Source organism: Listeria farberi, assembly GCF_014229295.1.
Taxonomy (GTDB): domain Bacteria; phylum Bacillota; class Bacilli; order Lactobacillales; family Listeriaceae; genus Listeria; species Listeria farberi.
In genome coordinates this window covers 1,265,689-1,290,718 of record NZ_JAARZL010000001.1, presented here as the reverse complement: position 1 = coordinate 1,290,718, position 25,030 = coordinate 1,265,689, and the positions used below count along the sequence as shown (strand labels likewise).

The window sequence follows — 25,030 nt, the reverse complement described above, 5'->3', positions numbered from 1 at the left end:
AACGATTAACGGCGAAAAGGAATTCGTCACTAAAAAAAGGACGCGATAAAAAATGGAAAACAGAATTTACTTAGACCATGCAGCGACAAGTCCGATTCATCCAGAAGTTATCCAAACGATGCTTGGCGCAATTACTAATACGTACGGCAATCCATCTAGTATTCATTATGCTGGTCGAGAGGCAAGAAAAGCACTTGATGAAGCACGTCATACTATTGCCCAAAGTATTCAAGCTGAAGAAAAAGAGATTATTTTTACTAGTGGCGGTACAGAAGGCGATAACTTGGCTCTTATTGGAACTGCTTTAGCACATAAAGAAAACGGAAAACATATTATCACCTCACAGATTGAACATCATGCTGTTTTAAAAACATGTGAATATCTTGAAACACAAGGTTTTGAAGTCACTTATTTACCAGTAGATGAGCATGGGATAGTGTCTAGTGAGAGCGTGCAAAAAGCTTTACGCCCTGATACAATTCTTGTTTCTATTATGTATGGTAATAATGAAATTGGTACTATTCAGCCGATTGCAGAGATTGGTGCTGTACTTCTTGACCACCAAGCCGTTTTTCATACAGATGCAGTACAAGCTTACGGGCTATTAAATATAAATGTAACAGAACTTGGAGTAGATTTATTAACTACTTCTTCTCATAAAATAAATGGACCACGCGGTGTAGGCTTTTTATACGTCAAAAATGGTACACGTCTTGCATATCAAATGCACGGAGGGGAACAAGAACGAAAACGTCGTGCTGGGACTGAAAACTTAGCAGGTATCTGTGGTCTTAGTGCAGCTTCTACTATTATGACAAATGAACGTGAACTTAAAAATGAGGAATATGTTTCCTTTAAAAAGCGCATGGCGGAAATTTGGCGTGCAGCAGGCTTAGATTTTGAAGTGAACGGTTTAGAAGCGAACACATTACCACATGTTTTTAGCGTGCGTTTCCCAGGAGTTTCTATTGAGCAATTACTGATGAATTTAGACATGGAAGGCATTGCTGTTTCTAGTGGTTCAGCATGTACAGCGGGAACTGTTGATCCTTCTCATGTTTTAGTAGCTCTTTTTGGAGAAAATCATCCGGCAATTCAAGAAACAGTTCGAATTAGCTTCGGGCTAGGAAATCATTTGGAAGAAATAGAGATAGCGGCTACGAAAGTTAGTGAAGTCGTGACGCGTTTAATGAAAATTTAAGAAGGTGAGGAGCGAACTTTGAGTACAAATAATAGTGACATTCGTGTAGTTGTCGGCATGTCAGGCGGAGTAGATTCATCAGTCACTGCTTATATATTAAAAGAACAAGGTTATGATGTTATTGGTATTTTCATGAAAAATTGGGACGATACAGATGAATTTGGTGTTTGTACAGCGACGGAAGACTATGATGATGTCATTCGAGTGGCTAACCAAATCGGCATCCCATATTATGCAGTAAACTTTGAAAAAGAATATTGGGATAAAGTATTTACCTATTTCTTAGACGAATATAAACTTGGGCGTACACCTAACCCAGACGTCATGTGTAACAAAGAAATTAAATTCAAAGCATTTTTGGAACATGCAGAAAGTCTTGGGGCAGATTATGTAGCAACGGGACACTACGCACAAGTGAAAAAAGTAGGCGACGAAATCGAATTGCTTCGTGGAGTCGATAATAATAAAGATCAAACTTATTTTTTAAATCAACTTTCGCAAGATCAACTGAAAAAAGTCATGTTTCCTCTTGGTGGCATGGAAAAAACAGAAGTACGTGAGATTGCAACAAAAGCCGGACTTGCTACTGCTAACAAAAAAGATAGTACAGGGATTTGTTTTATCGGTGAAAGAAACTTTAAGCAATTTTTAAGTGAATATCTTCCGGCACAACCTGGTGACATGAGAACATTGGATGGAGAAGTACTGGGCAAACATGATGGCTTAATGTATTATACTATTGGGCAACGTCATGGTTTAGGTATTGGTGGAGACGGTGAACCTTGGTTTGTTGTTGGTAAAGATTTAAAAGATAATGTTTTATTTGTAGAACAAGGTTTCCATCATGATTCCTTGTACTCAGATTCCTTAATTGCAACAGATATTTCCTTTACTACCAATTCAGAAAAACCAAAAACATTTGAATGCACAGCAAAATTCCGTTACCGCCAAACAGATACAAAAGTAACTGTACACATGCGTGAAAATGGTACAGCAGAAATAGTTTTTGCAGATCCAGTGCGTGCAATTACTCCTGGTCAAGCAGTTGTTTTCTATGATGGTGAGATTTGCTTAGGCGGAGGAACTATTGATACTGTTTGGAAAAATGGTGCAAAGCTAGACTATGTTGGTTAAAATTAGAACCGGAGAATCTTGTTTTCTACGAGACTCCGGTTTTTTCCTGTGCAAATGAGTTATTTTAAAGCATTTTTATGGTAAAATATTAAGCGAAACAAGGAAAAGAGGTCCTTTATGAAAAAGTTAGCGATTTTTGGGAGTGCAATAGCTATATTTTGTCTTCTTATTTGGGGGTATTTTTATTTTAATTCTGAACCATCAAATGTAGCAGAAGAAGCTGCAAACTCAACAAAAACGGTGGATGTGCTTGAGGAAAATGATATACTTGTTTTTACTCCGCGAAAGTCGGATGCAGGAATTAGCGTTATTTTGTATCCAGGAGCCTTTGTGGATGCACTGAGCTATGCGCCACTTGCGAATAAACTAGCTTCGAGCGGTTATAAAACATACATTGCTGAGATGCCTCTTAATTTAGCTGTATTTGGCAAAAATCGTGCGGCTGATATTATTGATGAAGCACCTGATGAAAAGTTTGTCATTGGCGGTCATTCGCTTGGAGGCGTTATGTCTTCCCGATTTGCCCATGAAAACGAGAGTGAAATCGAAGGCGTGTTTTTCTTAGCGAGTTATCCTGATAAAAAAGGTTCGCTGAAAAAAGCCTCTTTCCCAGCGCTTTCCATAACTGGGACAAAAGATGATGTTTTAAATAAAGATGCTTATGATAAAAATAAAAAATACTTGCCTAAAGATACTACATTTGTGTCTATTGAAGGTGGAAATCATGCGCAATTCGGGTCATACGGAGCTCAGCATGGTGACGGGAAGGCTACTATTAGTGAGGCGGAACAAACTGATCAAATTTCAAAAGCGCTAGTAGCATGGTTAAATACGTCTGTAAAAAACCAAGAAAAATAGAGGAGAATTTAAAATGGATAAAAATCAATTAGGAATCAAACAGATGCAAGAGGGAAATTTAGAAGAAGCAGTTAAACTATTTACGGAAGTAATTGAAGAACATCCTAGTGATCCAGTTGGTTATATTAATTTTGGTAATGTTTTACTATCAATGGATGATTTTGAACGTGCAGAATTATTTTTCAAAAGAGCTCTTGAACTAGATGACACAGTTCCGGCGGCTTATTATAGCCTAGGAAATTTATATTACGAGTTAGAACGTTTTCAAGAAGCAGCGGATAGCTTCCAAAATGCAACAAAACAAGGAATGGAGAACGGCGATTTATTCTTTATGTTAGGAATGAGTTTTGTTCAAATGGAAGAGTTAACGCTAGCTATGCCTTATTTACTTAGAAGTGTCGAATTAAATCCAGAAGATAGTGAAGCGTTATTTCAATATGGTATCGTTCTTGCTCGTAGCGGGTTTTACGAAGATGCGATTAATATGCTTGAAAGAGTACTTCTTATTAAACAAGAAGATCCAGATGCACTTTATAATATCGGAGCTGCTTATCTGGCATGGCAAGGCGACATCGTACTTGCAAAAAATTACTTTGAACGAGCGCTAGCAACTGGAACATCGCATGAACTTGCTGAGAATGCTTTAAATGCTATTCAAGATTTAGAAAACGAAGCGGAATAAACTATAGAAAGGAGGCGGTTTAAGATGGCTGAACAAGAATCTCTCGCGTTATTTAATGATACCCCAGATGAACTTTTCATGAAGGGGACGATGTTGTCTACCATTTTTTATAATGCCGAAAACCTCTTTTCTGTGGTAAGAATTCTAGTAAAAGAGACGAATGCGAATTGGGATGAAAAGGATATTATTGTAACTGGTTTTTTTCCAGCACTTCATGAACAAGAAGTATATACGTTTTACGGGAAAATGCAGGAACATGCTAAATTTGGTCAGCAATTTAAAGCGGACCGATTTCGAAAAGAAATGCCTCAATCTCGCGCTGGATTGATTAACTATCTTTCAGGGGAACTTTTTAAGGGGATTGGTAAAGTAACGGCGGAAAACATTGTCGATACAATTGGCGATGACGCGATTACGAAAATACTATCTGATCCAAGTTTGTTAAATACTGTTCCTAAGCTACCTTCTGGAACAGCGGAAAGCTTGCTTGCTTCCCTTAGAGAAAATCAAGGTCTAGAGCATGTGATGGTTGGTTTAAATGAATATGGCTTTGGTCCACAATTATCTATGAAAATTTTTCAGGTATATAAACAAAATGCAATCGAAGTGCTAGAAAATAATCCTTATAAATTAATTGAAGATGTTAAAGGAATTGGTTTCCAGCGTGCCGATGAGCTTGGGCGTAAGCTTGGACTTGGCGGAAACCATCCAGAACGACTTAGAGCAGGAATTTTATTTATGTTAGATTCTGTTTGTATGCAGCAAGGTCATGTCTATATGGAACAAGAGGTTTTGCTCGGGGAAGTGACTTACCTACTAGAAGAAAGTGAAGGCATTAGGATTGACCAGGCTATTTTACTGCAACAAATAGAAAAGCTTGCAGAAGAACAAAAAATAATTACAGAAAATACGCGTGTCTATATGCCGTCACTTTATTATTCAGAAAGCGGTTTTGCTTACCATGTAAAGCGAATGTTAAAACAAACAGAGTATCAAGAACAATTTCCAAAATCTGAATTTTTATTAGCACTTGGGGAACTAGAAGAACGTATTGGCGTACATTACGGGGATTCTCAACGCGCGGCATTAGAACAAGCATTAATGTCACCAATGCTCGTCCTTACAGGAGGGCCGGGAACAGGGAAAACAACTGTTATTAAAGGAATTGTAGAATTGTATGCCGAGTTAAATGGAGTTAGTCTTGATCCGCATGCCTATAAAGATGGTGCGACTTTTCCAGTATTACTCGCAGCTCCAACAGGGCGTGCAGCTAAACGGATGTCTGAATCCACTGGGCTTCCAGCAATGACAATTCACCGCTTACTTGGAATGAATGGACAAGAACAGATGGATGACGACGCAGAGCGATTAATCGATGGGCGATTGTTAATTGTGGATGAAATGTCAATGGTGGATATTTGGCTTGCGAACCAATTGTTCCGCGCTTTACCTGCTCATATGCAAGTAGTACTCGTTGGTGACCAAGACCAGCTCCCTTCTGTTGGACCAGGTCAAGTATTAAAAGATATTCTAAAGTCAGAACAAATTCCAACTGTCGCGCTTTCAGATATTTATCGGCAAAAAGATGGTTCCTCAATCATTGAAATGGCTCATTATATCAAAGAAGGAATGCTTCCAGCTGATTTTGCGAAAAATAGTGCCGATCGGTCATTTTTCCACTGTACAGTAAATCAAATTGGCGATGTTGTGGAACAAGTAGTGAAAAATGCTAAAAATAAAGGTTTTCGCGCAAAAGATATTCAAGTATTGGCTCCAATGTATCGCGGTCCAGCAGGGATTGATATATTAAATAAAAAACTACAAGAAATCTTTAATCCAAATGACACTGGTCGTCGAAAAGAAGTGCAATTTGGTGAAATTAAGTATCGAGTTCACGACAAAGTATTGCAATTAATTAATCAACCTGAAAAGAATGTATTTAATGGTGATATTGGCGAAATCGTATCGATAATTTACGCCAAAGAAAATACAGAGAAACAAGATTTAATTGTCGTTCAATTTGATCAAACAGAGGTTTCTTATTATCGGCAAGAATTTAATCAATTGACCCATGCTTATTGTTGTTCGATTCATAAAGCACAGGGAAGTGAGTTTCCGATAGTTATTATGCCAATTGTGCGTAGTTACTACCGGATGTTACGTAGAGATTTATTGTATACTGGCGTTACCAGAAGCAAACAATTCCTTATCCTTTGCGGAGAAGAAGAAGCTTTCCGTATGGGAGTAGAGCGTGTAGATGAAAATAAGCGGAATACGACGCTATCGGAACGCTTAATGAGTGAAGATGTAATGCTCGAACAAATGACGAATAAACGAATATTAACTACCGAAAATATTATGGAGATTGATCCGATGATTGGGATGGAAGGGATTACTCCAGAACAATTTATGGCAGGATGAAAAACACCCACTCGCAAGTGGGTGTTTTTTTATTGCTCATTATCTTGGAAAAATGGTAAACGAATCGTAAATGTCGTGCCTTTATTTGGCTCACTCGAAGCGCTAATTGTTCCATCGTGGTATTCAATTAACTGCTTCACAATTGAAAGTCCAATTCCTGATTCACCGAAAGCTGTATTCGTCCGAGACATATCTGCTTTATAAAATCGTTCCCAAATTTGTTCTAATTCTTCTGTATTCATGCCGATACCAGTATCCGTAATAGTTAATACAGATTCCTTATAATCTTGGGTACCCGTTAAGGTAATCTTACCATTTTTAGTAAACTGGACACTATTTTTAACAATATTAATAAATACTTGAGTTAAACGATCATAATCAGCGTAAATAAACATATCTTTATCAATATTTACTGTAATCGCGTTACCTTTTTCATTAGCAACATAATCTAGTTGTTCTTTAATTAACTCTAAAAATTCATAACCATTAAAACGCGTTTTTTGTAGTTTGATTTTATTACTACGTATTTTTTCGTAATCCAGGTTTTCATTAACTAATTTGGTTAACCGTTTTGCTTCTGTATCTATTAAAGCAATACAGCGATCTGTTTCGCTTTTTGGAATGATATCATTTACTAGTCCCTCTGTTAAGCCGCTGATTGTTGTGAGTGGGGTACGCATTTCATGGGAAACATCTGCGATAAACTGACGACGGCGTTTTTCTTGTCGTTCAATTTCTTCTTGAGAGGTTTCCAGTGTTTGTGTCATTTTGTTGAAATCAATGGCAAGTGCGCCAATCTCATCAAAATTATTCTCTTTTAGTCGTGCCTTATAATTGCCTTGGATTACATCTTTTGTCGCTGAACGCAATTTATTAATCCGATTGACTTGTAGTTTGGACAGAATAGCACTCAAAATAAGTGCAATCGTAATCGATAATAAAATAGTATAGAACATATAACGATTTATTGTTCCAATCACTTGTTCAGTTCCGCTAATTGGAGAATTCAAGACGATGGATCCAACAAATTTATCGCCGTCCATAATTGGCACATAAACAATGGTCATTTCACGATTAAAACGATTGTCGATTTTTTTACTAACTGTTTCACCACTTTTTAGTTTTTTCTTATCATCTTTTGAAATCGAAAAATCTTTTGGTAATGGCTGATTGAGCTGAGCAGGGTAAATTGTTTCGTCATCTGCATTCTTGATGGTGTAATGGATCTTTTTAACATCTAAAATGCGCTGATACGTATTAAGAACCTGAATTGTCGCATCTTGCGGTGAGTGGCGAATGTCCATCGAAATTGTTTCACCATAACTAGTTAAATCATCGACTTGGCTTTGATAAAAATAGTCTTTCAGTGAGTGAGAAACAAGCACACCAATCATAATACAAGCAATCAGTAAAATGATAAATTGTGTGAAAAAAAGTTGGTAGGCATATTTAAATTTCATTCGCTTCATTCCGTTTCATCAAATTTGTAGCCTACACCCCAAACAGTGTGTAAAAACGGCTTCGTGTCTGTTGCGATTTTTTGGCGTAAACGTTTGATATGAACGTCTACTGTACGCTCATCTCCGTAAAATTGATAACCCCAGACTTGCTCAAGTAACTGTTCCCTTGAAAAAACTTGACGAGGATGTTGCATTAGAAAGTAAAGTAAATCAAATTCTTTCGGAGTCAAAGCATCAAGCAGCTCGCCTTGATAAAAAATTTCCCGGGTGCGTTTACTAATTTTAAAATAAGTTGTCTCCAAAATATCTTCATCGTTTTCAGTGGTCGAATGATTATTTTTTCGACGAGTAACTGCTTTGATACGAGCCATTAATGTAAGTGGGCTGAATGGTTTAGTTACGTAATCATCTGCACCCATTTCGAGACCAAGTACTTGGTCTGACTCTGATTCTTTTGCCGTTAAAATAATAATTGGAACATCACTAACTTCACGAATTTTACGGCAAATTGTCATTCCGTCCATATTTGGTAACATTAAATCAATAATTGCAATATCAAAATCATCCTTAAAAAATGTTTCATAACCAAGTTTTCCATCATGAACAAACGTGGCATCAATTTCTTCTTTCATAAAAAACATTTCTATCATTTCACAAACACTAACGTTATCTTCTATCATAAGTAGTTTCATATTTTGTATTCACTCCTCTTACATTAAAACTAGACTAATTAGATCCAATAATCAAGCCAAATTATTTTTTTCGCGAAAGTTTAAAATATGCATCATAGTTTGTTCATAGTTTCTTCATAACTGCCCAGTAATCTTAGTGGAGTAGAAACGGAAATGGAGGAAAATACATGAATTTTTTTAAGAGAGCATGGCTCAGCATGAAAGCAAGAAAAGGCAGATCTGTTTTACAATTAATTATTTTTACAGTTGTTTGTGTACTTATTTTATCAGGCTTTACTATTCAATCTGCTGCAGATAAAGCAAGCGAATTGGCAAGAGAACAGCTAGGCGGCACAGTGACGTTAACCGTCGACCGAGAAAAACAAATGCAGACAATGCGAGACGAGGCTTCAAGTAGCGATAGTAGCTCTACTGAATCTAAACCACAATTTCAAAGCAGTCCGATAGATGTCAGTGATGCTAATGATTTGGCGGGATTAAATCATGTAGCAAGTTACAATTACTATTCCAGTACACAAGCTTTAGCATCCGGATTTGATCCGATTGAGTCTTCCGGTGATACATCTTCTTCAAGTGATGAATCATCCACTACAACTGAAACACAAGGACCAGGAGGCGGCCAAGGTGGACCGCAAATGGTAGATGCGGATTTAAGCATTAGTGGATTACTTGACTCTGCAACTAGTACTGATTTTGAAGCTGGAACTAGTGAATTAACAAGTGGTGTAGCAATTACTTCTGCTGACAAAGATAAAAATGTAGCTATGGTAGAAGAAAATTTAGCAGAAGAAAATGATTGGAAAGTTGGCGATTCTTTCACTGTTACATCAAGTGATGGTAATACAAAAGTAACATTAAAAATTGTTGGTATTTATAAAACAACGGATTCTGGAAGTGATATGGCACAAAATTTCTCTTTCCTAAATCCTTATAACAAGGTATATGTTCCTTATACAGTAGCAAATACAATTAAAGGTTCTGATTATAAAAACACGGTTGATTCCGCCGTTTATACAATGGATGATGCAGCTAATATTGCTGCTTTTGAAAAAGAAGCAAAAAAAGTTGATAGTATTGATTGGGATACATTTAAACTTGATGCCAATGATACACTTTATCAACAGATGATTGGACCAATCAACAGCGTGGCATCTTTCTCTAAAAATGTGGTTTATATTGTCAGCATTGCAGGAGCTTTAATCTTAGGTTTACTCGTAATGATGCAAGTGCGTGATCGTAAATATGAAATGGGTGTACTTCTAGCAATAGGCGAGAAGCGTGGTAAATTAATTGCGCAATTCTTTGTTGAAATTTTGATTGTAGCACTTGTTTCCTTTGGATTAGCCGCTGCAAGTAGTCATTATGTAGCACAATTAGCAGGTAATCAATTACTGGCACAACAGAATTCATCTACTACAGAAACCACAAGTTCAACAGAAAACCGTGGTCCTGGTGGCGGTGGTGGCCAAGGCGGTCCAGGTGGATTTGGAGAGAGTGTGAGTAACTTGACGAAAAATACGGAACAAATCAAAGAGTTAGACATTCAAGTTACGTTAGAAGATATGCTGAAAATGGGAGGGATTGGCATAGGAATTGCCTTTATCTCTGTTCTTTTACCAGCTGCACTCGTTCTTCGTATGAATCCAAAAACAATTCTAACTAAACAGGAGTAGGTGACGATATGACCAAAGTATTGACGTTTGAAAATATCTCTTATTGGTATAAAACAAAAGATGAATCGATTTTAAGTGATATAAATTATGATTTTGAAGCTGGTGTTTTTTACACAGTAGTCGGAAGTTCAGGCTCAGGAAAAACAACCTTCTTATCTCTTGCGGGAGGACTGGATACGCAAAAAGAAGGCGATATCTACTATAAAGGCAGCTCACTTAAAAGCATTGGCTTACAACAATTTAGAAATAGATATGTATCCATTGTATTCCAAAGTTATAATCTATTGACGTATATGACCGCTCTTCAAAACGTTACAACGGCAATGGAGATTACCCATGTTAATCAGCCAGATAAAAAAGCTTTTGCACTTAGCATGCTAGAAAAAGTGGGCATTACGGAGAAAATGGCGCGCCAAAAAGTGCTGACTTTAAGTGGTGGACAGCAGCAAAGGGTTTCAATCGCACGGGCATTATGTTGTGAAACGGAATTAATCGTTGCAGATGAACCTACAGGAAACTTAGATGAACGAACAAGTAAAGAGGTAGTTACCTTATTCCAAGATTTAGCGCATAAAGAAGGTAAATGCGTTATCATGGTGACGCATGACCCCGAGATTGCCAAAGTGTCAGATATAAAACTAACACTTAAAAACGGAAGCTTTGTTGAAAAGAAACAATCAACGAACAGTCTAATAAACAGTTGACATTTAGCCATCCGTTCTTTATAATTTAGTTTATTGTTGAATAAATATTGATACATGATAGGAATATGATTTTGGTTTCCACGTGATTAGAGAGTTTTCCCTTGGCTGAAAGGAAAACCACGCTTGTCCCGAAGTTGCTCTCCTATTAGATGATCCGTCTTATCCACGTTAACAGATAACTGAAGAGGTAATGATACAAAGTCTATATCATTGCAAACAGGGTGGTACCGCGATTTCACTAAAATCGTCCCTGTGAGCAATCATATAGGCTTTTTTTGTTGTAAAAACCAAAAGGAGGAAATAAAAGATGAAACAATTATCAAGCGCAGAAGTAAGACAGTTATTTTTGGATTTCTTTAAAGAAAAAGGGCATACTATCGAACCTAGTGCTCCACTTGTACCAAATAACGATCCGACGATTCTTTGGATTAATAGTGGTGTGGCAACCATGAAAAAATACTTTGATGGTTCGGTTATTCCGGATAATCCAAGAATGGCTAATGCACAAAAATCAATTCGTACAAATGATATTGAAAACGTAGGTAAAACAGCTCGTCATCATACATTTTTTGAAATGCTAGGAAACTTTTCGATTGGTGATTACTTTAAAGAAGGCGCAATTCTTTTTGCTTGGGAATTTCTAACAAGTCCTAAATGGATTGGCTTTGATCCTGATAAATTATATGTAACTGTTTATCCTGAAGACGAAGAAGCAAAGACTTTATGGCGCGAAAAAATCGGTTTAAGTGATGATCATATCGTGGAAATTGAAGATAATTTCTGGGATATCGGTATTGGACCAAGTGGCCCAGATAGTGAAATCTTTTACGACCGCGGACCTGCTTTCGGAGATGACGAAAGTGACCCAGAACTATATCCTGGTGGCGAAAATGAACGTTACTTAGAAATTTGGAACCTTGTATTTTCTCAGTTTAACCATAATCCGGATGGAACCTATACACCACTTCCTAAACAAAACATCGATACCGGGATGGGGCTTGAACGTATGGTTTCCATCATTCAAGACGCGCCAACCAACTTTGAAACGGATTTATTTATGCCGATTATTCGTGAAGTAGAACAAATTGCTGGCGTGAAATATGGCCATTCACAAGAAAATGATGTGGCATTTAAAGTAATCGCTGACCATATTCGTACCGTAGCATTTGCAATTGGCGATGGTGCATTACCGTCCAATGAAGGACGTGGATATATTTTACGTCGTTTACTTCGTCGTGCTGTTCGATATGCAAAAGTCCTAACAATCAATGAACCATTCATGTACAAATTAGTACCCGTAGTTGGGAAAATCATGAATAGTTTCTATTCAGAAGTAGAAAACCAAACAGACTTTATCCAAAAAGTGATTCGCACAGAAGAAGAACGCTTCCACGAAACATTAAACGAAGGTCTAGCAATTTTGGAAACAATACTAAAATCGGCGAAAGAAACGAACGAACAAGTGATTAAAGGCGCAGATATTTTTAAATTATACGATACATTCGGTTTCCCAGTTGAATTAACAGAAGAATACGCAGAAGATCACGGCTTAAAAGTTGACCATGCGGGATTTGAAGCAGAAATGAAAGAACAACGTGACCGTGCTCGCTCTGCTCGTGCTGATGTAAAATCTATGCAAGTGCAAGGTGAACTGCTTGCTAATTTAACCGAAAAAAGTGCATTTGTTGGCTACAACTCAACAGAGCACGTTTCGGAAATCTTGTATTTAATTCAAAATGACACCCTTGTTGACGAAATAGCTGCTGGAAATGAAGCGCAAGTTATTTTCAAAGAAACGCCATTTTATGCAGAAAGCGGCGGACAAGTTGCGGACAAGGGAACTATTGAAAGCGAAACTGGGCTTGCTTATGTAGAAGATGTTCAAAAAGCACCAAACAAACAAAATTTACACCGTATTTCTGTAAAAGAAGGTGTTTTAAAAACAGGTGACACAGTGAAACTGACTGTTGACACAGTGAAACGCCGTGAAACAATCAAAAACCATACAGCAACACATCTTTTACATCGTGCACTTAAAGATACATTGGGCGAACATGTTAACCAAGCAGGTTCACTCGTTTCACCAGATCGTTTACGATTTGACTTCTCTCATTTTGGTCAAATTACAGAAGAAGAATTAACAAAAATGGAAGAAATTGTCAATGAAAAAATCTGGGAACAAATCAATGTCGTAATTGAAGAAATGCCAATAGCGGAAGCAAAAGAACTTGGCGCTATGGCACTATTCGGCGAAAAATACGGTGATATTGTACGAGTTGTACAAGTAGGCAAATATAGCATTGAACTATGTGGCGGTGTCCATGTCCGAAATACAGCCGATATTGGTCTATTTAAAATCGTATCCGAAACAGGTATCGGAGCAGGAACTAGACGTATCGAAGCTGTTACTGGCAAAGAAGCATATCGCTTTGTAACGGAACAAGAAAATACATTAAAACAGGCAGCGAGTCTACTAAAAACAACAACTAAAGAAACACCACAAAAAGTAGAACAATTACAGGCTGACTTGCGCGAAGTGAGACGCGAGAACGAATCATTATTAAGCAAATTAGCAAGTGCTGCAAGCGCTGATATTTTTGAATCACCAGAAGAAATCGGTGGTGTTAAAGTGATTGCAAAACAAGTAAATGCGAAAGATATGAACCAATTACGTCAGTTTGTTGATAACTGGAAAGATAAAAAAATTGGTGGTGTTCTTGTTTTAGGCGCTGTTCAAGGTGATAAAGTAAACTTGATTTCTGCAGTTTCAGAAGATGCAATCAAAGCTGGCTATCACGCTGGTAAACTTTTAAAAGAAGTTGCGACACGATGCGGCGGAAATGGTGGTGGACGTCCTGATATGGCGCAAGCTGGCGGTAAAAATCCAGCTGAACTAGGAACAGCTCTTGATTATGTTTCTACATGGGTGAGAGAACAACAAGCATAAAATTCGTTAAAGCACTTCATTTTTCTTTGTTATTTCCGTTCACATGGTGTAAAATGAATAGAGATACATGAAGGAATGAGGTGCTTCGATTATGGATTCAAAAGATCAAACAATGTTTTACAACTTCGGCGATGACTCAATTGAAGAAGATGTAAAAAAATTAATGAAACAAGTCTACGTTGCTCTTGAAGAAAAAGGCTATAATCCCGTAAATCAAATCGTTGGCTATCTACTCTCAGGTGACCCTGCCTATATACCTCGTCACAAGGATGCCCGGAGCATGATACGCCGTTTAGAACGAGATGAAATTATCGAGGAACTTGTTAAAGCGTATCTGAAAAATAACGAAATTGGTGAGAAATGAGAATAATGGGTTTAGATGTCGGCTCGAAAACAGTCGGCGTAGCGATAAGTGATCCACTTGGTTGGACCGCACAAGGTGTTGAAACCATTCAGATTGACGAGAGCAGAAAACAATTTGGCTATGACAGAGTAAAAGAGCTCGTGCTCGAATACGAAGTTGAAAAAGTCGTTGTTGGGCTACCGAAGAATATGAATAATACCATCGGACCTCGTGCTGAAAGTTCCAAAATATATGCTGAAGTACTTGAGTCAAGAATCGGACTCCCTGTTGTACTTTGGGATGAACGTTTGACCACTTCTGCCGCGGAAAGAACTTTGATTGAAGCAGACGTTTCGCGTAAAAAACGAAAAGAAGTAATTGATAAGTTAGCTGCAGTAATGATTTTACAGTCCTATTTGGACACTACTAATTAATTTGAGGTGAATTTAATGGCAGAAGAACATAACCATAATCATGAAGAAGAAAATATTATTTGGATTACAAATGAAGAAGGAAAAGAAGAAGCTTACGAAATTCTTTTTGACTTTGATTCCGAAGACTTTGACAAATCTTACGTATTATATTTCCCAGCTGGTAAAGGGGAAGACGAAGAAATTGAAATTCTTGCGTCTAGTTATATCCAAGATGAAGAAGGTAAACAAGGTCAACTTAAACCTGTTGAAACAGATGAAGAATGGGATATGATTGAAGAAATCCTTGCAACTTTCCTTGCTGACGAAGACGAAGAGTAATATTTTAAAAAGCATGTCCTGACAAAAACTGTCAAGACATGCTTTTATTTTGCGTTTCTAGCTCGTTTATTCCATACTTTGTAAGCAAGGTAGACAACGATGGCAATAACTAAAGCTAACATTAAATAGCTAATTGGTCGCGTATATTTTTCCACAACGCTCCAATTGGAACCTAATGAATAACCAAGCCATGTCAGAAAAATATTCCACGGAATGCAACCTAAAATCGTATATATAACAAATTTCCAGACATTCATTTTGGCAATTCCAGCCGGTAAAGAGATAAATGTTCGGATAACTGGCAAAACACGACCGAAAAATACAGCTCTAGCTCCGTAACGACCAAACCAAAGTTCGGCTTTATCCAAGTGCTTCACATTTAAGAATATGTACTTTCCGAATTTCAATACTAAAGCTCTACCGCCGAATTTACCAATGTAGTAAGCAATCAGTGAACCGACTAAGTTACCAGCGATACCAGCAAATACAACGAGCCAAAAATTCAGTTTCCCAGCTTCCGCCATAAATCCGCCAAACAGCATGATAACTTCACTTGGAAGCGGAATGCAGACACTTTCGATGAGCATTCCGAGGAAAATTCCCCAGTGACCAAGTGAGTCTACTAACCACATCGTAAAATCTTGCAAACTTTGTATTAACGTATGTAACATCCAAAAGACTCCTTCAATCTTTATTTAATTGGCAGAAGCAAGTCCTTGACCGATTCTGTCTTGTTCGTTTAATCACGCTGTTTATTATACCGAAAAAACATAAAAACGTCACTTTTTAAGAAAATTTTCCTTATTGAATAGCATTTTTTTTAGATAATCGGTATAATAGATAGGAATTGTTTTCAATGAAATGAGGTCTATAATGAAGAATACAAAAGGTAAGAAAATTACAATTATTATTTCTGTTATTATTCTAATTTTAGTAATCGCAACTTTTGCAGGATATTATTATGTGAAGTCGCAATTAGAACCAAGAGATGAAGCAAGCAAAGAGAAGATCGCTGTTGAAATTCCAGCAGGATCTAGTATTTCAGATATATCTACTATTTTAGAAGATAAAAAAGTCATTAATAACGCTTCTATTTTCTCTTTTTATGTAAAATATAATAATGATACGAATTTAAAAGCTGGGAACTATGAATTCAGTCCAGCGATGAACACAGATCAAATCGTAAAAAAAATGCAAGAAGGTAAAACTGTAGTACCTGCAAAACTAATCATTCCAGAAGGATACACGTTAGACCAAATTGCTGATAGAATTGTTGCTTATCAACCGAAACTAAAAAAAGCAGATGTACTTAAAACAATGGACGATCCTGAATTTGTTGCTTCCATGATAAAAGCATATCCAGAGACAGTAACCAATGATGTGTTAAATAAGGCCATTAAACATCCATTAGAGGGTTATTTGTATCCAGCTACGTATACTTTTAAAGGAACAGATGTATCTGCTGAACAAATTATTACAGAGATGGTCAAAGCAACAGATGTTAATATTGCTAAGTACCGCGACGAACTAACTAAACAAAAAATGTCCGTGCATAAATTCCTAACAATGTCTTCCATCATTGAAAAAGAAGCAACTGCTGATGTGGATCGCAAAATGATTGCTAGTGTTTTTTATAATCGTTTAGCAAAAAATATGCGTTTACAAACCGATCCTACTGTTCTATATGCGCTTGGTGAACATAAAAGCAAGACAACTTATAAAGATTTAGAAGTAGAGTCGCCGTATAACACATACAAAAACAATGGATTGCCACCAGGTCCAATTTCTAATAGCGGTGATACATCTATGGAAGCAGCTCTTTATCCAGAAAAAAGCGATTATCTATACTTTTTAGCGAATACGAAAACTGGTAAAGTTTATTTCTCTAAAACATTAGAAGAGCACAACAAACTAAAAGAAGAGCATATTACGAAAAATAATTAAAATGAACCACTTGTCAGAAACATGTTTTGCATGCTTTTGACAGGTGCTTTGTTTGTTAAAATGAGGGGATTTAGCAGTGAATGATATAATTCATGATTATTTATTAAAACATATTCCGAAGAGCGCGCCTTTTTTTGAAGAATTAGAAATATATGCAAAGAAACATGAAGTACCAATTATGGAGCCGGATTCGTTACATTGTTTATTACAAATTTTAGATATTCAAAAACCAAAGCGTATTTTAGAACTTGGAACAGCAATCGGATATTCTGCTTTAAAAATGGCAGATAAACTTCCAGGAACTGAAATTATCACTGTCGAACGTGATGAAGAACGATATAAAGAAGCTATACATAATATACAGCGTTACGGGGCTTCTGACAGAATAAAAGTCTTGCTTACGGATGCCATTGAAGGATCAGAAGAAATTTTAAAGTATGGTCCATTTGATGCCATATTTATTGATGCTGCCAAAGCGCAATATGAAAAGTTTTTCCATATTTATACAGATTCCCTTGCTCCAGATGGGGTGATTTATAGTGATAATGTTCTTTTCAAAGGACTTGCACTTGATATGTCACCAGAAAAACAGCGTAAACTTCGAGTTGCTCGCAAAATGCGCCATTTTAATGATTTCTTAGTGACGCATCCTGATTTTGATACTACAACTATTCCACTCGGAGATGGTTTATCTATCTCAAAAAGAAAGAAAACTGGAGGCATATCATGACAAAAAAACCAATCGTAGTTGGTGTAACTGGTGGTTCAGGTTCAGGTAAAACCAGTGTAACTAAAGCAATTTGTGATCATTTTAGTGGACACTCTATTTTAATGATTGCGCAAGATGTCTATTATCATGATCAAGCAGATATTAGTTTTGAAGAACGTTTAAAAGTAAACTACGATCATCCGTTAGCTTTTGATACGGACTTACTTATTTCCCATATAGCAGCGCTACGTCGTTATGAAACAATTGAAAAACCAATTTATGATTATGAAAAATATACACGTAAGCAAGAAGTAGAAATTCAAGAACCACGAGAAGTAATTATTTTAGAAGGTATTTTAATTTTAGAAGATAAGCGATTACGTGACTTGATGGATATTAAAGTATATGTTGACACAGATGACGATATTCGTTTTATTCGCAGGCTATTAAGAGATATGAAAGAACGAGGTCGAACAATGGATTCTGTTATCGATCAGTATCTTTCTGTAGTAAAACCAATGCATAACGAATTTATTGAACCAACAAAAAAGTTTGCTGATATAATTATTCCAGAAGGCGGGGAAAATCATGTGGCGATTGATTTGATGACAACTAAAATTGAATCAATCTTGCAAAAACATGTATAAGTAACAGGTAACACTTGTCAAACAGATTAATTTAAGGTAAAATTTTTCTAGTAAAAAGAGAGACAATTGCTTGCTATTTCAAGCGTGACATGTTAATCTTTCTCACGAGTAGTAATATTTTTTATGAAGGTGCGGAGCGATATCTCCGTGCTTTTCTATACAATAATGAACAAACAAAAGGAGCGAAAACGATTGGCGACAGAAAAAGTATTTCCAATGACCCTAGATGGGAAAGCAAAATTAGAAAATGAATTACAAGAACTTAAGACAGTAAAACGGAAAGAAGTAGTAGAACGGATTAAAATTGCCCGTAGCTTTGGTGATTTATCTGAGAACTCCGAGTATGATTCCGCAAAAGACGAACAAGCTTTTGTTGAAGGTCGTATCACTACTATTGAAAATATGATTCGTAATGCTCAAATTATTGATGCAGCAGAAGCTCATAATGGTTTAGTAACACTTGGAAACACCGTTACATTTATTGAATTACCAGACGGAGAAGAAGAAACATACACGATTGTAGGAAGCGCAGAAGCAGATCCTTTTGAAGGTAAGATTTCTAACGATTCTCCAATTGCTAAAGGTTTACTTGGTCATAAAGAAGGGGAAGAAGTAACTATCCAAACCCCTGCTGGCGACATGAGTGTTAAGATCGAAAAAATCACTGCATCTTAATTTTATCTGTTTTTATACAGCGGTTACTTATAAGGTGGTGAAAGCAAATGGCAGATAATCGACAATCAAATAACCGTCGCATTAAACAAAACCTAGTCGAGGGATCTCGCTCAAAACAAAATACAAAACGAAAAAAAACGAATTTAGTTTTAAATCTTTTAATTATCGTGGTAAGCTTACTTATCATTGGTAGTCTATATTTTGTTCTGTTTAAAACTGAAAGCGATCCAACTCAGCAAGATAACAAAACGGCATCTTCCAATACAAAAAAAGAAGATGCCGCTAAATCAAATAAAACTTCCGAAAAAAAATCGACTTCTTCGGATGAAAAATCAACAGAAACGACTAAAAGTGATGATCCTAATGTGGCAAAAGTTATTACAAAAGACTGGAAACCAATTGGAACTGAGCAAACTGGCAATCATGTGAATTCTTACAGCTCTACAAGTGTAGACTGGCAAGAAAAACGTAAAGCTTTTTCAGCAGCGACAGATATTCCAATCTCAAATACATCTCTTTGGTTTGTAGAGCAAGGGTCTGACCCTGCTACTCAAGCAATTGGAACACTTTCCACAAAAGAAAATCCTGATAAAGCTTACCGTGTTTATATTACATGGGTAGATGGTGAAGGATGGCAACCAACAAAAGTAGAAGAGCTAAAAACAAACGACAAAAGATAAAAGCACAGAAGTTAGTTGTTAACGACTGTGCTTTTTTGGAGGTTACATAATGAAAATAGGCATTATTGGAGCAATGGAAGAAGAAGTAGAACTTTTAAAAAACACCATGCCCAGTATAGAAGAAGTTATTATTGGCGGAGCAAAATTTTATATTGGCGAAATTGCCGGTAAAGAAGTGGTGCTTTTAGAATCAGGCATAGGAAAAGTTAATGCTGCCCTTGGTACCACACTTCTAGCAGACCGTTTTAAACCAGAAATTATTATTAATACAGGTTCAGCTGGAGGCATAGGTGAGGGTTTAGCAATTGGTGATGTCATTATATCTGATCGCTTAGCATATGGTGATGTTGATGTTACTGAATTTGGTTATACATATGGCCAAGTTCCCCGAATGCCAGCTTTTTATCAAGGTGATGCTGTTCTTTTGAAAAAAGCGGAGACAATTTATCGTGATTATTTTGCAGATAGTGAAAATAAAGCAGTATATGGTCTTGTAATTACAAATGATTCATTTATTATGCGTCCAGATCAACATGAAATTATTCAAACATTTTTCCCAGATGTGAAAGCTGTAGAAATGGAAGCTGCTGCCATTGCACAAGTAGCTTATCAATTTGATATTCCATTTCTCATTATCCGAGCTATATCGGATTTAGCCAATCAAGAAGCGACAATGTCTTTTGATGAGTTTATTCATCTAGCTGCAAAACAATCAGCTACTTGTATCATTGAATTATTAAAAACGATATAAAAAATCCAGGAGAAAGATTCTCCTGGATTTTTTTATTTTACATATTCTTCTGTTAAAGTAAGGAAATCTTCTACATCTTTAGCTGCAAGGGCAACTGCTTCTTCCCAGAAATCAGCTTTACGCAAGTCGACTCCAAGATGTTTTTCAGCAAGTTGCTCTGTAGTCATAGAACCCGTATCTTTTAGAAGAGCAATATATTTATCTTCATAGCCTGCACCCTCAGCTTGTGCTTTATGATAAATACCAAGTGAGAATAAGTAACCAAAAGTATATGGGAAATTATAAAATGGTACGTCAGCAATATAAAAATGTAATTTAGAAGCCCAAAATTGCGGATGATATTCATCTAAAGCATCCAAGTAAGCTTCACGTTGCGCTTCCTCCATTAGGGAGTTAAGTCTATCAACTGAAACTACACCTTGTTTACGTGCCTCATAGAAACTACATTCAAAAATAAATCTAGCATGAATATTCATAAAGAAAGCAATACTACGACCAATTTTGTCTTCAAGTAGGGTGATTTTTTCTTCTTTTGTTTTCGCGTCTTTTACAGAAGCATCGGCAATAATCATTTCAGCAAAAGTAGAAGCAGTTTCCGCCACATTCATTGCGTAATCAGTGTTTTCAAATGGCTCTTCCCGAATAACGTGGGAGTGGAAGGCGTGTCCGAGTTCATGTGCAAGAGTTGCCACAGTACCAGGAGCTCCGTCATATGTCATGAAAATCCGGCTTTCTTTTTCGACCGGGAAATCCGTACAAAAGCCACCTGGACGTTTATTATCACGATCTTCAGCTTCAATCCATCCTTTTTCAAAAGCGGACTTCGCGAAGTTTGCCATTTTTGGGCTGAATTTATTAAATTGTTCGATGATAAATTCGGCGCCTTCTTGATACGTATATTTCTTAGGCTCACTTGAAAATACAAGAGGAGCTTCAACATCGTAAAAACTTAATTTTTCAAGACCAAGTAATTTAGCTTTTCTATCTAAGAATCGAACAAAAGTAGGCTTGTTCGTTTGGATAACATTCCACATAGATTTTAATGTTTGTTCATCTAAACGATTAATTGCTAGTGGCTCATCTAGGATATTTTCCCAGTTACGAATATCATATGTAGCTAAGCGGAAGCCTGACAAATGATTTAGTGTATCGCTAAATAAACGAGATTCTTCTTGCCAAACGCGCGTATATTCTTTGAAAACTGCTTGACGTACAGCGCGATCAGGATGATTTAACAAGTTTAGCGCTTGACCGGCAGAAACATCTTTTTCTTCTCCATCAATTGTAATGTGCATACGGAGTTTACCAACGATAGTATCATAGTGGTCAGACCAACCTCGATAACCATCTACGGATAAAGAATTAATCGCTGCTTCTTGTTCTTTACTGCCTTTTTTACGACGGTTGGTACGTGCTTCACTTAAAATAAAACTAATTTGTGATAAACCATTTTGCTTCATTAGTTCATCCCAAACACGGTCAGATATTTGAGCAAATTTGTCATGCCATTCATCTTCTGCCGTCGAAAGAGTAGCAACATATTGATAAATTAACGCAGAAAGTTCGTTTGCACGAGTATCATTCACATCTGCTGAAGCTAGACATTCTAAAAAAGAACCAGCAGTTAATAAAATTTTTGAGATGTCTGCATTTTGATTAACTAATAGTAGAAATTCTACTGAAGCTTCGACATTTTCGGGAACTTCCCATTCAGATACATTCATAACAAAGCTATCCAAATCAGCTTTTACCTCTTGCAGTGTTTGCTGTAATTCTTCTGAACCACTACCGCCTACATATATGTTTTCTAAATCCCAAGTTAATGCATAATCTTTTGACATTAGTGTACCTCCTTAAAAAAATCATATCCTTTCATATTATAGCATTTTTCTAAGGTTTTTTTGTAAAATAAGCAGAAAGATGGTAAAATTTATAGATTATTAGTCTAATTGAATGTATGATAGAATAGACTGTACTAAATAAAAGAATGAGGTGCCAATACGTGTTAAAGCAATTCTCACCAGATAAAATGTTGAATACTCCATTTGGAATAACAGCAGAGCAGCTGCGTAAAATGGGAAAGACTACTATTTTGACAGATCTTGACAATACGCTGCTTGCTTGGGATCAACTAGATGCAACGGATGAAGTTATCAACTGGTTTACTATATTGAAAGAAGAAGGAATCAAAGTTATGATTTTTTCTAACAATAATGAAGAACGAGTTGCTCGTGTGGCAAAAGCGATTGATGTCCCTTATTTAGCGCGGGCAAAAAAACCCTTAGGTGCTAATTTCCGCTGGGCACTAAAAGAAATGAATGCAACACCAGAAGAAACTGTGATGATTGGTGATCAAATTATGACAGATATATTCGGTGGGAATCGTCAAAAATTAACAACTATTTTTGTTCGTCCTGTGAAACAGACAGATGGTATGGCGACAAAATTAAATCGAATGATGGAAAGCGTTATTTTAAAGCGATTAGCAAAGAAAAACCAAATTAAGTGGGAGGAATCACTTTGACAGAAGAAATTAGATGTATTGGTTGTGGAGCGATTATTCAAACAGAAGATCCTGATAAAATCGGCTATGCGCCAAAATCATCCTTGAATAATGAACAAGTTATTTGTAAAAGATGTTTTCGTCTAAAGCATTACAATGAGATTCAAGATGTGGCGCTAACAGACGACGATTTTTTACGTATTTTAAATCAAATTAGTTCGAAGCAAGCTTTGATTGTCTATGTGGTGGATATTTTTGATTTTGATGGTAGTTGGTTGCCTGGGCTTCCTCGTTTTGCAGGAAGCAATCCGGTATTACTTGTCGGTAATAAAGAAGATGTATTACCAAAATCATTAAAACGCGATAAATTAACACGCTGGATGAGAACACGTGCCAAAGAACAGGGATTGGCGGCAACAGATGTGGTATTAGTTAGTGCTGAAAAAGGTCACGGTTTTGATACGCTTTTAGAGAAAATAGAAGAATTACGAAATGGACAAGATGTTTATGTTGTAGGTTGTACGAATGTTGGTAAATCAACACTTATCAATCGTATTATCAAACAAGCGTCTGGAGAAAACAATGTAATTACAACATCGCAATTTCCAGGAACAACACTGGATAAAATTGAAATTCCATTAGCAGATGGCAATGTACTTGTTGACACACCAGGAATTATTAATCATCATCAAATGGCACATTTTATTGATACGACGACACTAAAAGCTATTACACCTAAAAAAGAAGTCAAACCAGCCGTCTTCCAATTAAACGAAGAACAAACCCTATTTTTAGGGGCGCTTGCTCGCTTAGATTATGTTTCAGGTGGTCGCAAATCATTAGTAGTCTACGTATCTAATAATTTACCGATTCACCGGACGAAATTAGAAAAAGCGGATGCATTATATGAGAACCAAGCAGGATTAGTACTTCAACCGCCTACAGAAGAAGGAATAGAGGCACTTCCGAAGCTAGTACCGTATTCGTTCACAATTAAAGATAAAGCAGATATTGTCTTTTCCGGACTTGGCTGGGTTACAATTCCAGAAGGCGGCGCGAAAGTAACTGCTTGGGTTCCAGAAGGCGTGAGTGCAACTATCCGAACATCACTCGTTTAAAACTAAGGAGGCCTATCATTTGGAAAAATATGTTGTTATCGGAAATCCTATTCGTCACTCGTTATCCCCAGCTATGCAAAATCGGATTTTCCAAGAACTTGGAATGAATGCGGAGTATAATTCTGTTTTAATAGAAGAAGACACTTTTGAAACAGAAATCAAAAAACTAATGGATTCTGGTGTGCGCGGCTTTAATATTACCACGCCATTTAAAGAGCGTATTTTACCATTTTTAGACGAACTAGAGGATCTTGCAGTAGCTTCTGGCGCAGTGAATACGGTGCTGAAAAAAGAAAACAAGTGGTACGGATTTAATACAGATGGTAAAGGCTACTTAGAAGGATTAGAAGAAATCCGCTCAATTACAAAAGAAGATTCTATTTTAATCACTGGTGCAGGCGGTGCAAGTAAGGCGATTTATCTAGCACTTACAACGCATACAGATGCTAAAATAACCGTTGCCAATCGAACAGCGGAAAAAGCGATTGAAATGACGAAAGATAATAATCATCAAGCTTTAACACTAGAAGAAGCAGAAAAACAACTGGCTGATTTTACAATTATCATTCAAACAACTTCTATCGGTTTAGAAGCTTCTAAAAATAAAAGCCCAATTTCGTTGGCAAATGTAAAGCGAGGGACGATTTGTTCTGATATTATTTATAATCCAGCGGAAACTGCTTTTTTAAAAGAAGCAAAGAAAAATGGTGCCATTACCCAAAATGGCTTACCAATGTTTGTTAATCAAGGGGCACTTGCCTTTGAAATATGGACTGGCATTAAGCCAGAGCGATCACTGATGAAAGAAGCAGTACTCGAACAATTAGGAGGAAACTAATGTTAACAGCTACACAAAAACGTTTTTTAAGAAAAGAAGCGCATAATATCCAACCTATCTTTCAAGTAGGAAAAGGTAGCGTATCACCAAACTTAATTATCCACGTGAAAGAAGCTTTAGAAGCAAGAGAACTAATTAAAATCTCTATTTTGCAAAATTGCGAAGAAGATAAACAAACGGTTGCAGAAAAAATCAGCGCTCGCTCAGGCGCAGATATTGTTCAAGTTATTGGTAGAACGATCATTCTCTACAAAACTTCAATAAATAAGCAACAAATTAAATTGCCATAAATCTGGAG

At 36.7% G+C, this 25,030-nt stretch carries 25 protein-coding genes; 21 read left to right on the top strand and 4 right to left on the bottom strand.

Annotated features, from left to right (window positions below; all coding sequences use genetic code 11):
• Window positions 1-52 precede the first annotated feature (52 nt).
• The 5 genes from HCB38_RS06445 (at window position 53) to recD2 (ending at window position 6,296) form a co-directional block, all read left to right on the top strand.
• Window positions 53-1,201 (top strand): cysteine desulfurase family protein, encoded by a 1,149-nt coding sequence (locus HCB38_RS06445; RefSeq protein ID WP_185318834.1) that lies wholly within the window; start codon window positions 53-55, stop codon window positions 1,199-1,201.
• 18 nt (window positions 1,202-1,219) lie between these two features.
• Window positions 1,220-2,335, top strand: coding sequence for a tRNA 2-thiouridine(34) synthase MnmA (gene mnmA, locus HCB38_RS06440; RefSeq protein WP_185637875.1), 1,116 nt, complete (start codon window positions 1,220-1,222; stop codon window positions 2,333-2,335).
• A gap of 117 nt (window positions 2,336-2,452) precedes the next feature.
• Window positions 2,453-3,193, top strand: a complete 741-nt coding sequence (locus tag HCB38_RS06435; protein WP_185637873.1) for an alpha/beta hydrolase — start codon at window positions 2,453-2,455, stop codon at window positions 3,191-3,193.
• Between the two features lie 43 nt (window positions 3,194-3,236).
• Complete coding sequence (locus HCB38_RS06430) at window positions 3,237-3,875, top strand: tetratricopeptide repeat protein (protein WP_185319017.1); 639 nt, start codon at window positions 3,237-3,239, stop codon at window positions 3,873-3,875.
• A 24-nt stretch (window positions 3,876-3,899) separates the two neighbouring features.
• Window positions 3,900-6,296 carry an SF1B family DNA helicase RecD2 gene (recD2, locus tag HCB38_RS06425; protein ID WP_185637871.1) on the top strand — a complete coding sequence of 799 codons (2,397 nt, stop codon included), beginning with the start codon at window positions 3,900-3,902 and terminating at the stop codon, window positions 6,294-6,296.
• A gap of 29 nt (window positions 6,297-6,325) precedes the next feature.
• Here the strand turns inward: recD2 and pieS are convergent, their stop codons facing one another.
• The gene (gene pieS, locus HCB38_RS06420) at window positions 6,326-7,765 is read right to left on the bottom strand and encodes a two component system sensor histidine kinase PieS (RefSeq protein ID WP_185318830.1); all 1,440 of its coding nucleotides are present in this window, start codon (window positions 7,763-7,765) and stop codon (window positions 6,326-6,328) included.
• Window positions 7,762-8,448 carry a two component system response regulator PieR gene (gene pieR / locus HCB38_RS06415; RefSeq protein WP_185318829.1) on the bottom strand — a complete coding sequence of 229 codons (687 nt, stop codon included), beginning with the start codon at window positions 8,446-8,448 and terminating at the stop codon, window positions 7,762-7,764. The genes pieS and pieR overlap by 4 nt, the downstream gene beginning before the upstream one ends.
• Window positions 8,449-8,615: 167 nt before the next feature.
• Between pieR and HCB38_RS06410 the strand changes: the two genes are divergently transcribed.
• The 6 genes from HCB38_RS06410 to HCB38_RS06385 all read left to right on the top strand — a co-directional run bounded on the left by HCB38_RS06410 (window position 8,616) and on the right by HCB38_RS06385 (window position 14,867).
• The gene (locus HCB38_RS06410; protein WP_185318828.1) at window positions 8,616-10,121 is read left to right on the top strand and encodes an ABC transporter permease; all 1,506 of its coding nucleotides are present in this window, start codon (window positions 8,616-8,618) and stop codon (window positions 10,119-10,121) included.
• Between the two features lie 8 nt (window positions 10,122-10,129).
• Window positions 10,130-10,825: an ABC transporter ATP-binding protein gene (locus tag HCB38_RS06405; protein ID WP_185318827.1), complete on the top strand. Its 696-nt coding sequence runs from the start codon at window positions 10,130-10,132 to the stop codon at window positions 10,823-10,825.
• Window positions 10,826-11,132: 307 nt separating this feature from the next.
• Entirely contained in the window at window positions 11,133-13,772 is a 2,640-nt protein-coding gene (alaS, locus tag HCB38_RS06400; protein WP_185637869.1) for an alanine--tRNA ligase, read from the top strand.
• Window positions 13,773-13,863: 91 nt separating this feature from the next.
• Window positions 13,864-14,136: an IreB family regulatory phosphoprotein ReoM gene (reoM, locus tag HCB38_RS06395; RefSeq protein ID WP_003719797.1), complete on the top strand. Its 273-nt coding sequence runs from the start codon at window positions 13,864-13,866 to the stop codon at window positions 14,134-14,136.
• Window positions 14,133-14,549, top strand: a complete 417-nt coding sequence (gene ruvX / locus HCB38_RS06390) for a Holliday junction resolvase RuvX (protein ID WP_003762351.1) — start codon at window positions 14,133-14,135, stop codon at window positions 14,547-14,549. The genes reoM and ruvX overlap by 4 nt, the downstream gene beginning before the upstream one ends.
• 15 nt (window positions 14,550-14,564) lie before the next feature.
• On the top strand, window positions 14,565-14,867 hold the full coding sequence (locus HCB38_RS06385) for a DUF1292 domain-containing protein (protein WP_003722010.1): 303 nt from the start codon (window positions 14,565-14,567) through the stop codon (window positions 14,865-14,867).
• A 44-nt stretch (window positions 14,868-14,911) separates the two neighbouring features.
• Here the strand turns inward: HCB38_RS06385 and HCB38_RS06380 are convergent, their stop codons facing one another.
• Window positions 14,912-15,538 (bottom strand): DedA family protein, encoded by a 627-nt coding sequence (locus HCB38_RS06380; protein WP_003727417.1) that lies wholly within the window; start codon window positions 15,536-15,538, stop codon window positions 14,912-14,914.
• A 202-nt stretch (window positions 15,539-15,740) separates the two neighbouring features.
• Here HCB38_RS06380 and mltG point away from each other — a divergent pair, with 202 nt between their 5' ends.
• From mltG to HCB38_RS06350, 6 genes are all read left to right on the top strand, one after another.
• Window positions 15,741-16,811 (top strand): endolytic transglycosylase MltG, encoded by a 1,071-nt coding sequence (gene mltG / locus HCB38_RS06375; protein WP_185318824.1) that lies wholly within the window; start codon window positions 15,741-15,743, stop codon window positions 16,809-16,811.
• Window positions 16,812-16,887: 76 nt separating this feature from the next.
• Window positions 16,888-17,541: an O-methyltransferase gene (locus tag HCB38_RS06370; RefSeq protein ID WP_185318823.1), complete on the top strand. Its 654-nt coding sequence runs from the start codon at window positions 16,888-16,890 to the stop codon at window positions 17,539-17,541.
• Window positions 17,538-18,167, top strand: coding sequence for a uridine kinase (gene udk / locus HCB38_RS06365; RefSeq protein WP_003762345.1), 630 nt, complete (start codon window positions 17,538-17,540; stop codon window positions 18,165-18,167). The genes HCB38_RS06370 and udk overlap by 4 nt, the downstream gene beginning before the upstream one ends.
• A 192-nt stretch (window positions 18,168-18,359) precedes the next feature.
• Window positions 18,360-18,842 (top strand): transcription elongation factor GreA, encoded by a 483-nt coding sequence (greA, locus tag HCB38_RS06360; RefSeq protein WP_003722004.1) that lies wholly within the window; start codon window positions 18,360-18,362, stop codon window positions 18,840-18,842.
• A 47-nt stretch (window positions 18,843-18,889) separates the two neighbouring features.
• Window positions 18,890-19,522, top strand: coding sequence for a YrrS family protein (locus HCB38_RS06355; protein WP_185637867.1), 633 nt, complete (start codon window positions 18,890-18,892; stop codon window positions 19,520-19,522).
• A gap of 49 nt (window positions 19,523-19,571) precedes the next feature.
• Window positions 19,572-20,273 carry a 5'-methylthioadenosine/adenosylhomocysteine nucleosidase gene (locus HCB38_RS06350; protein ID WP_185637865.1) on the top strand — a complete coding sequence of 234 codons (702 nt, stop codon included), beginning with the start codon at window positions 19,572-19,574 and terminating at the stop codon, window positions 20,271-20,273.
• Window positions 20,274-20,305: 32 nt separating this feature from the next.
• Here HCB38_RS06350 and HCB38_RS06345 read toward each other — a convergent pair whose 3' ends face one another.
• On the bottom strand, window positions 20,306-22,114 hold the full coding sequence (locus HCB38_RS06345) for a M3 family oligoendopeptidase (protein WP_185637862.1): 1,809 nt from the start codon (window positions 22,112-22,114) through the stop codon (window positions 20,306-20,308).
• A 161-nt stretch (window positions 22,115-22,275) separates the two neighbouring features.
• Between HCB38_RS06345 and HCB38_RS06340 the strand changes: the two genes are divergently transcribed.
• The 4 genes from HCB38_RS06340 to yhbY are packed head-to-tail and all read left to right on the top strand — an operon-like array spanning window position 22,276 to window position 25,022.
• Window positions 22,276-22,797 carry a YqeG family HAD IIIA-type phosphatase gene (locus tag HCB38_RS06340; protein ID WP_185318819.1) on the top strand — a complete coding sequence of 174 codons (522 nt, stop codon included), beginning with the start codon at window positions 22,276-22,278 and terminating at the stop codon, window positions 22,795-22,797.
• The gene (gene yqeH, locus HCB38_RS06335) at window positions 22,794-23,894 is read left to right on the top strand and encodes a ribosome biogenesis GTPase YqeH (RefSeq protein WP_185637860.1); all 1,101 of its coding nucleotides are present in this window, start codon (window positions 22,794-22,796) and stop codon (window positions 23,892-23,894) included. Before HCB38_RS06340 ends, yqeH begins: the two co-directional genes overlap by 4 nt.
• Before the next feature lie 19 nt (window positions 23,895-23,913).
• Window positions 23,914-24,732: a shikimate dehydrogenase gene (aroE, locus tag HCB38_RS06330; RefSeq protein WP_185637858.1), complete on the top strand. Its 819-nt coding sequence runs from the start codon at window positions 23,914-23,916 to the stop codon at window positions 24,730-24,732.
• Window positions 24,732-25,022, top strand: a complete 291-nt coding sequence (gene yhbY / locus HCB38_RS06325) for a ribosome assembly RNA-binding protein YhbY (protein WP_185318816.1) — start codon at window positions 24,732-24,734, stop codon at window positions 25,020-25,022. Before aroE ends, yhbY begins: the two co-directional genes overlap by 1 nt.
• The last annotated feature ends 8 nt before the right edge of the window (window positions 25,023-25,030 follow it).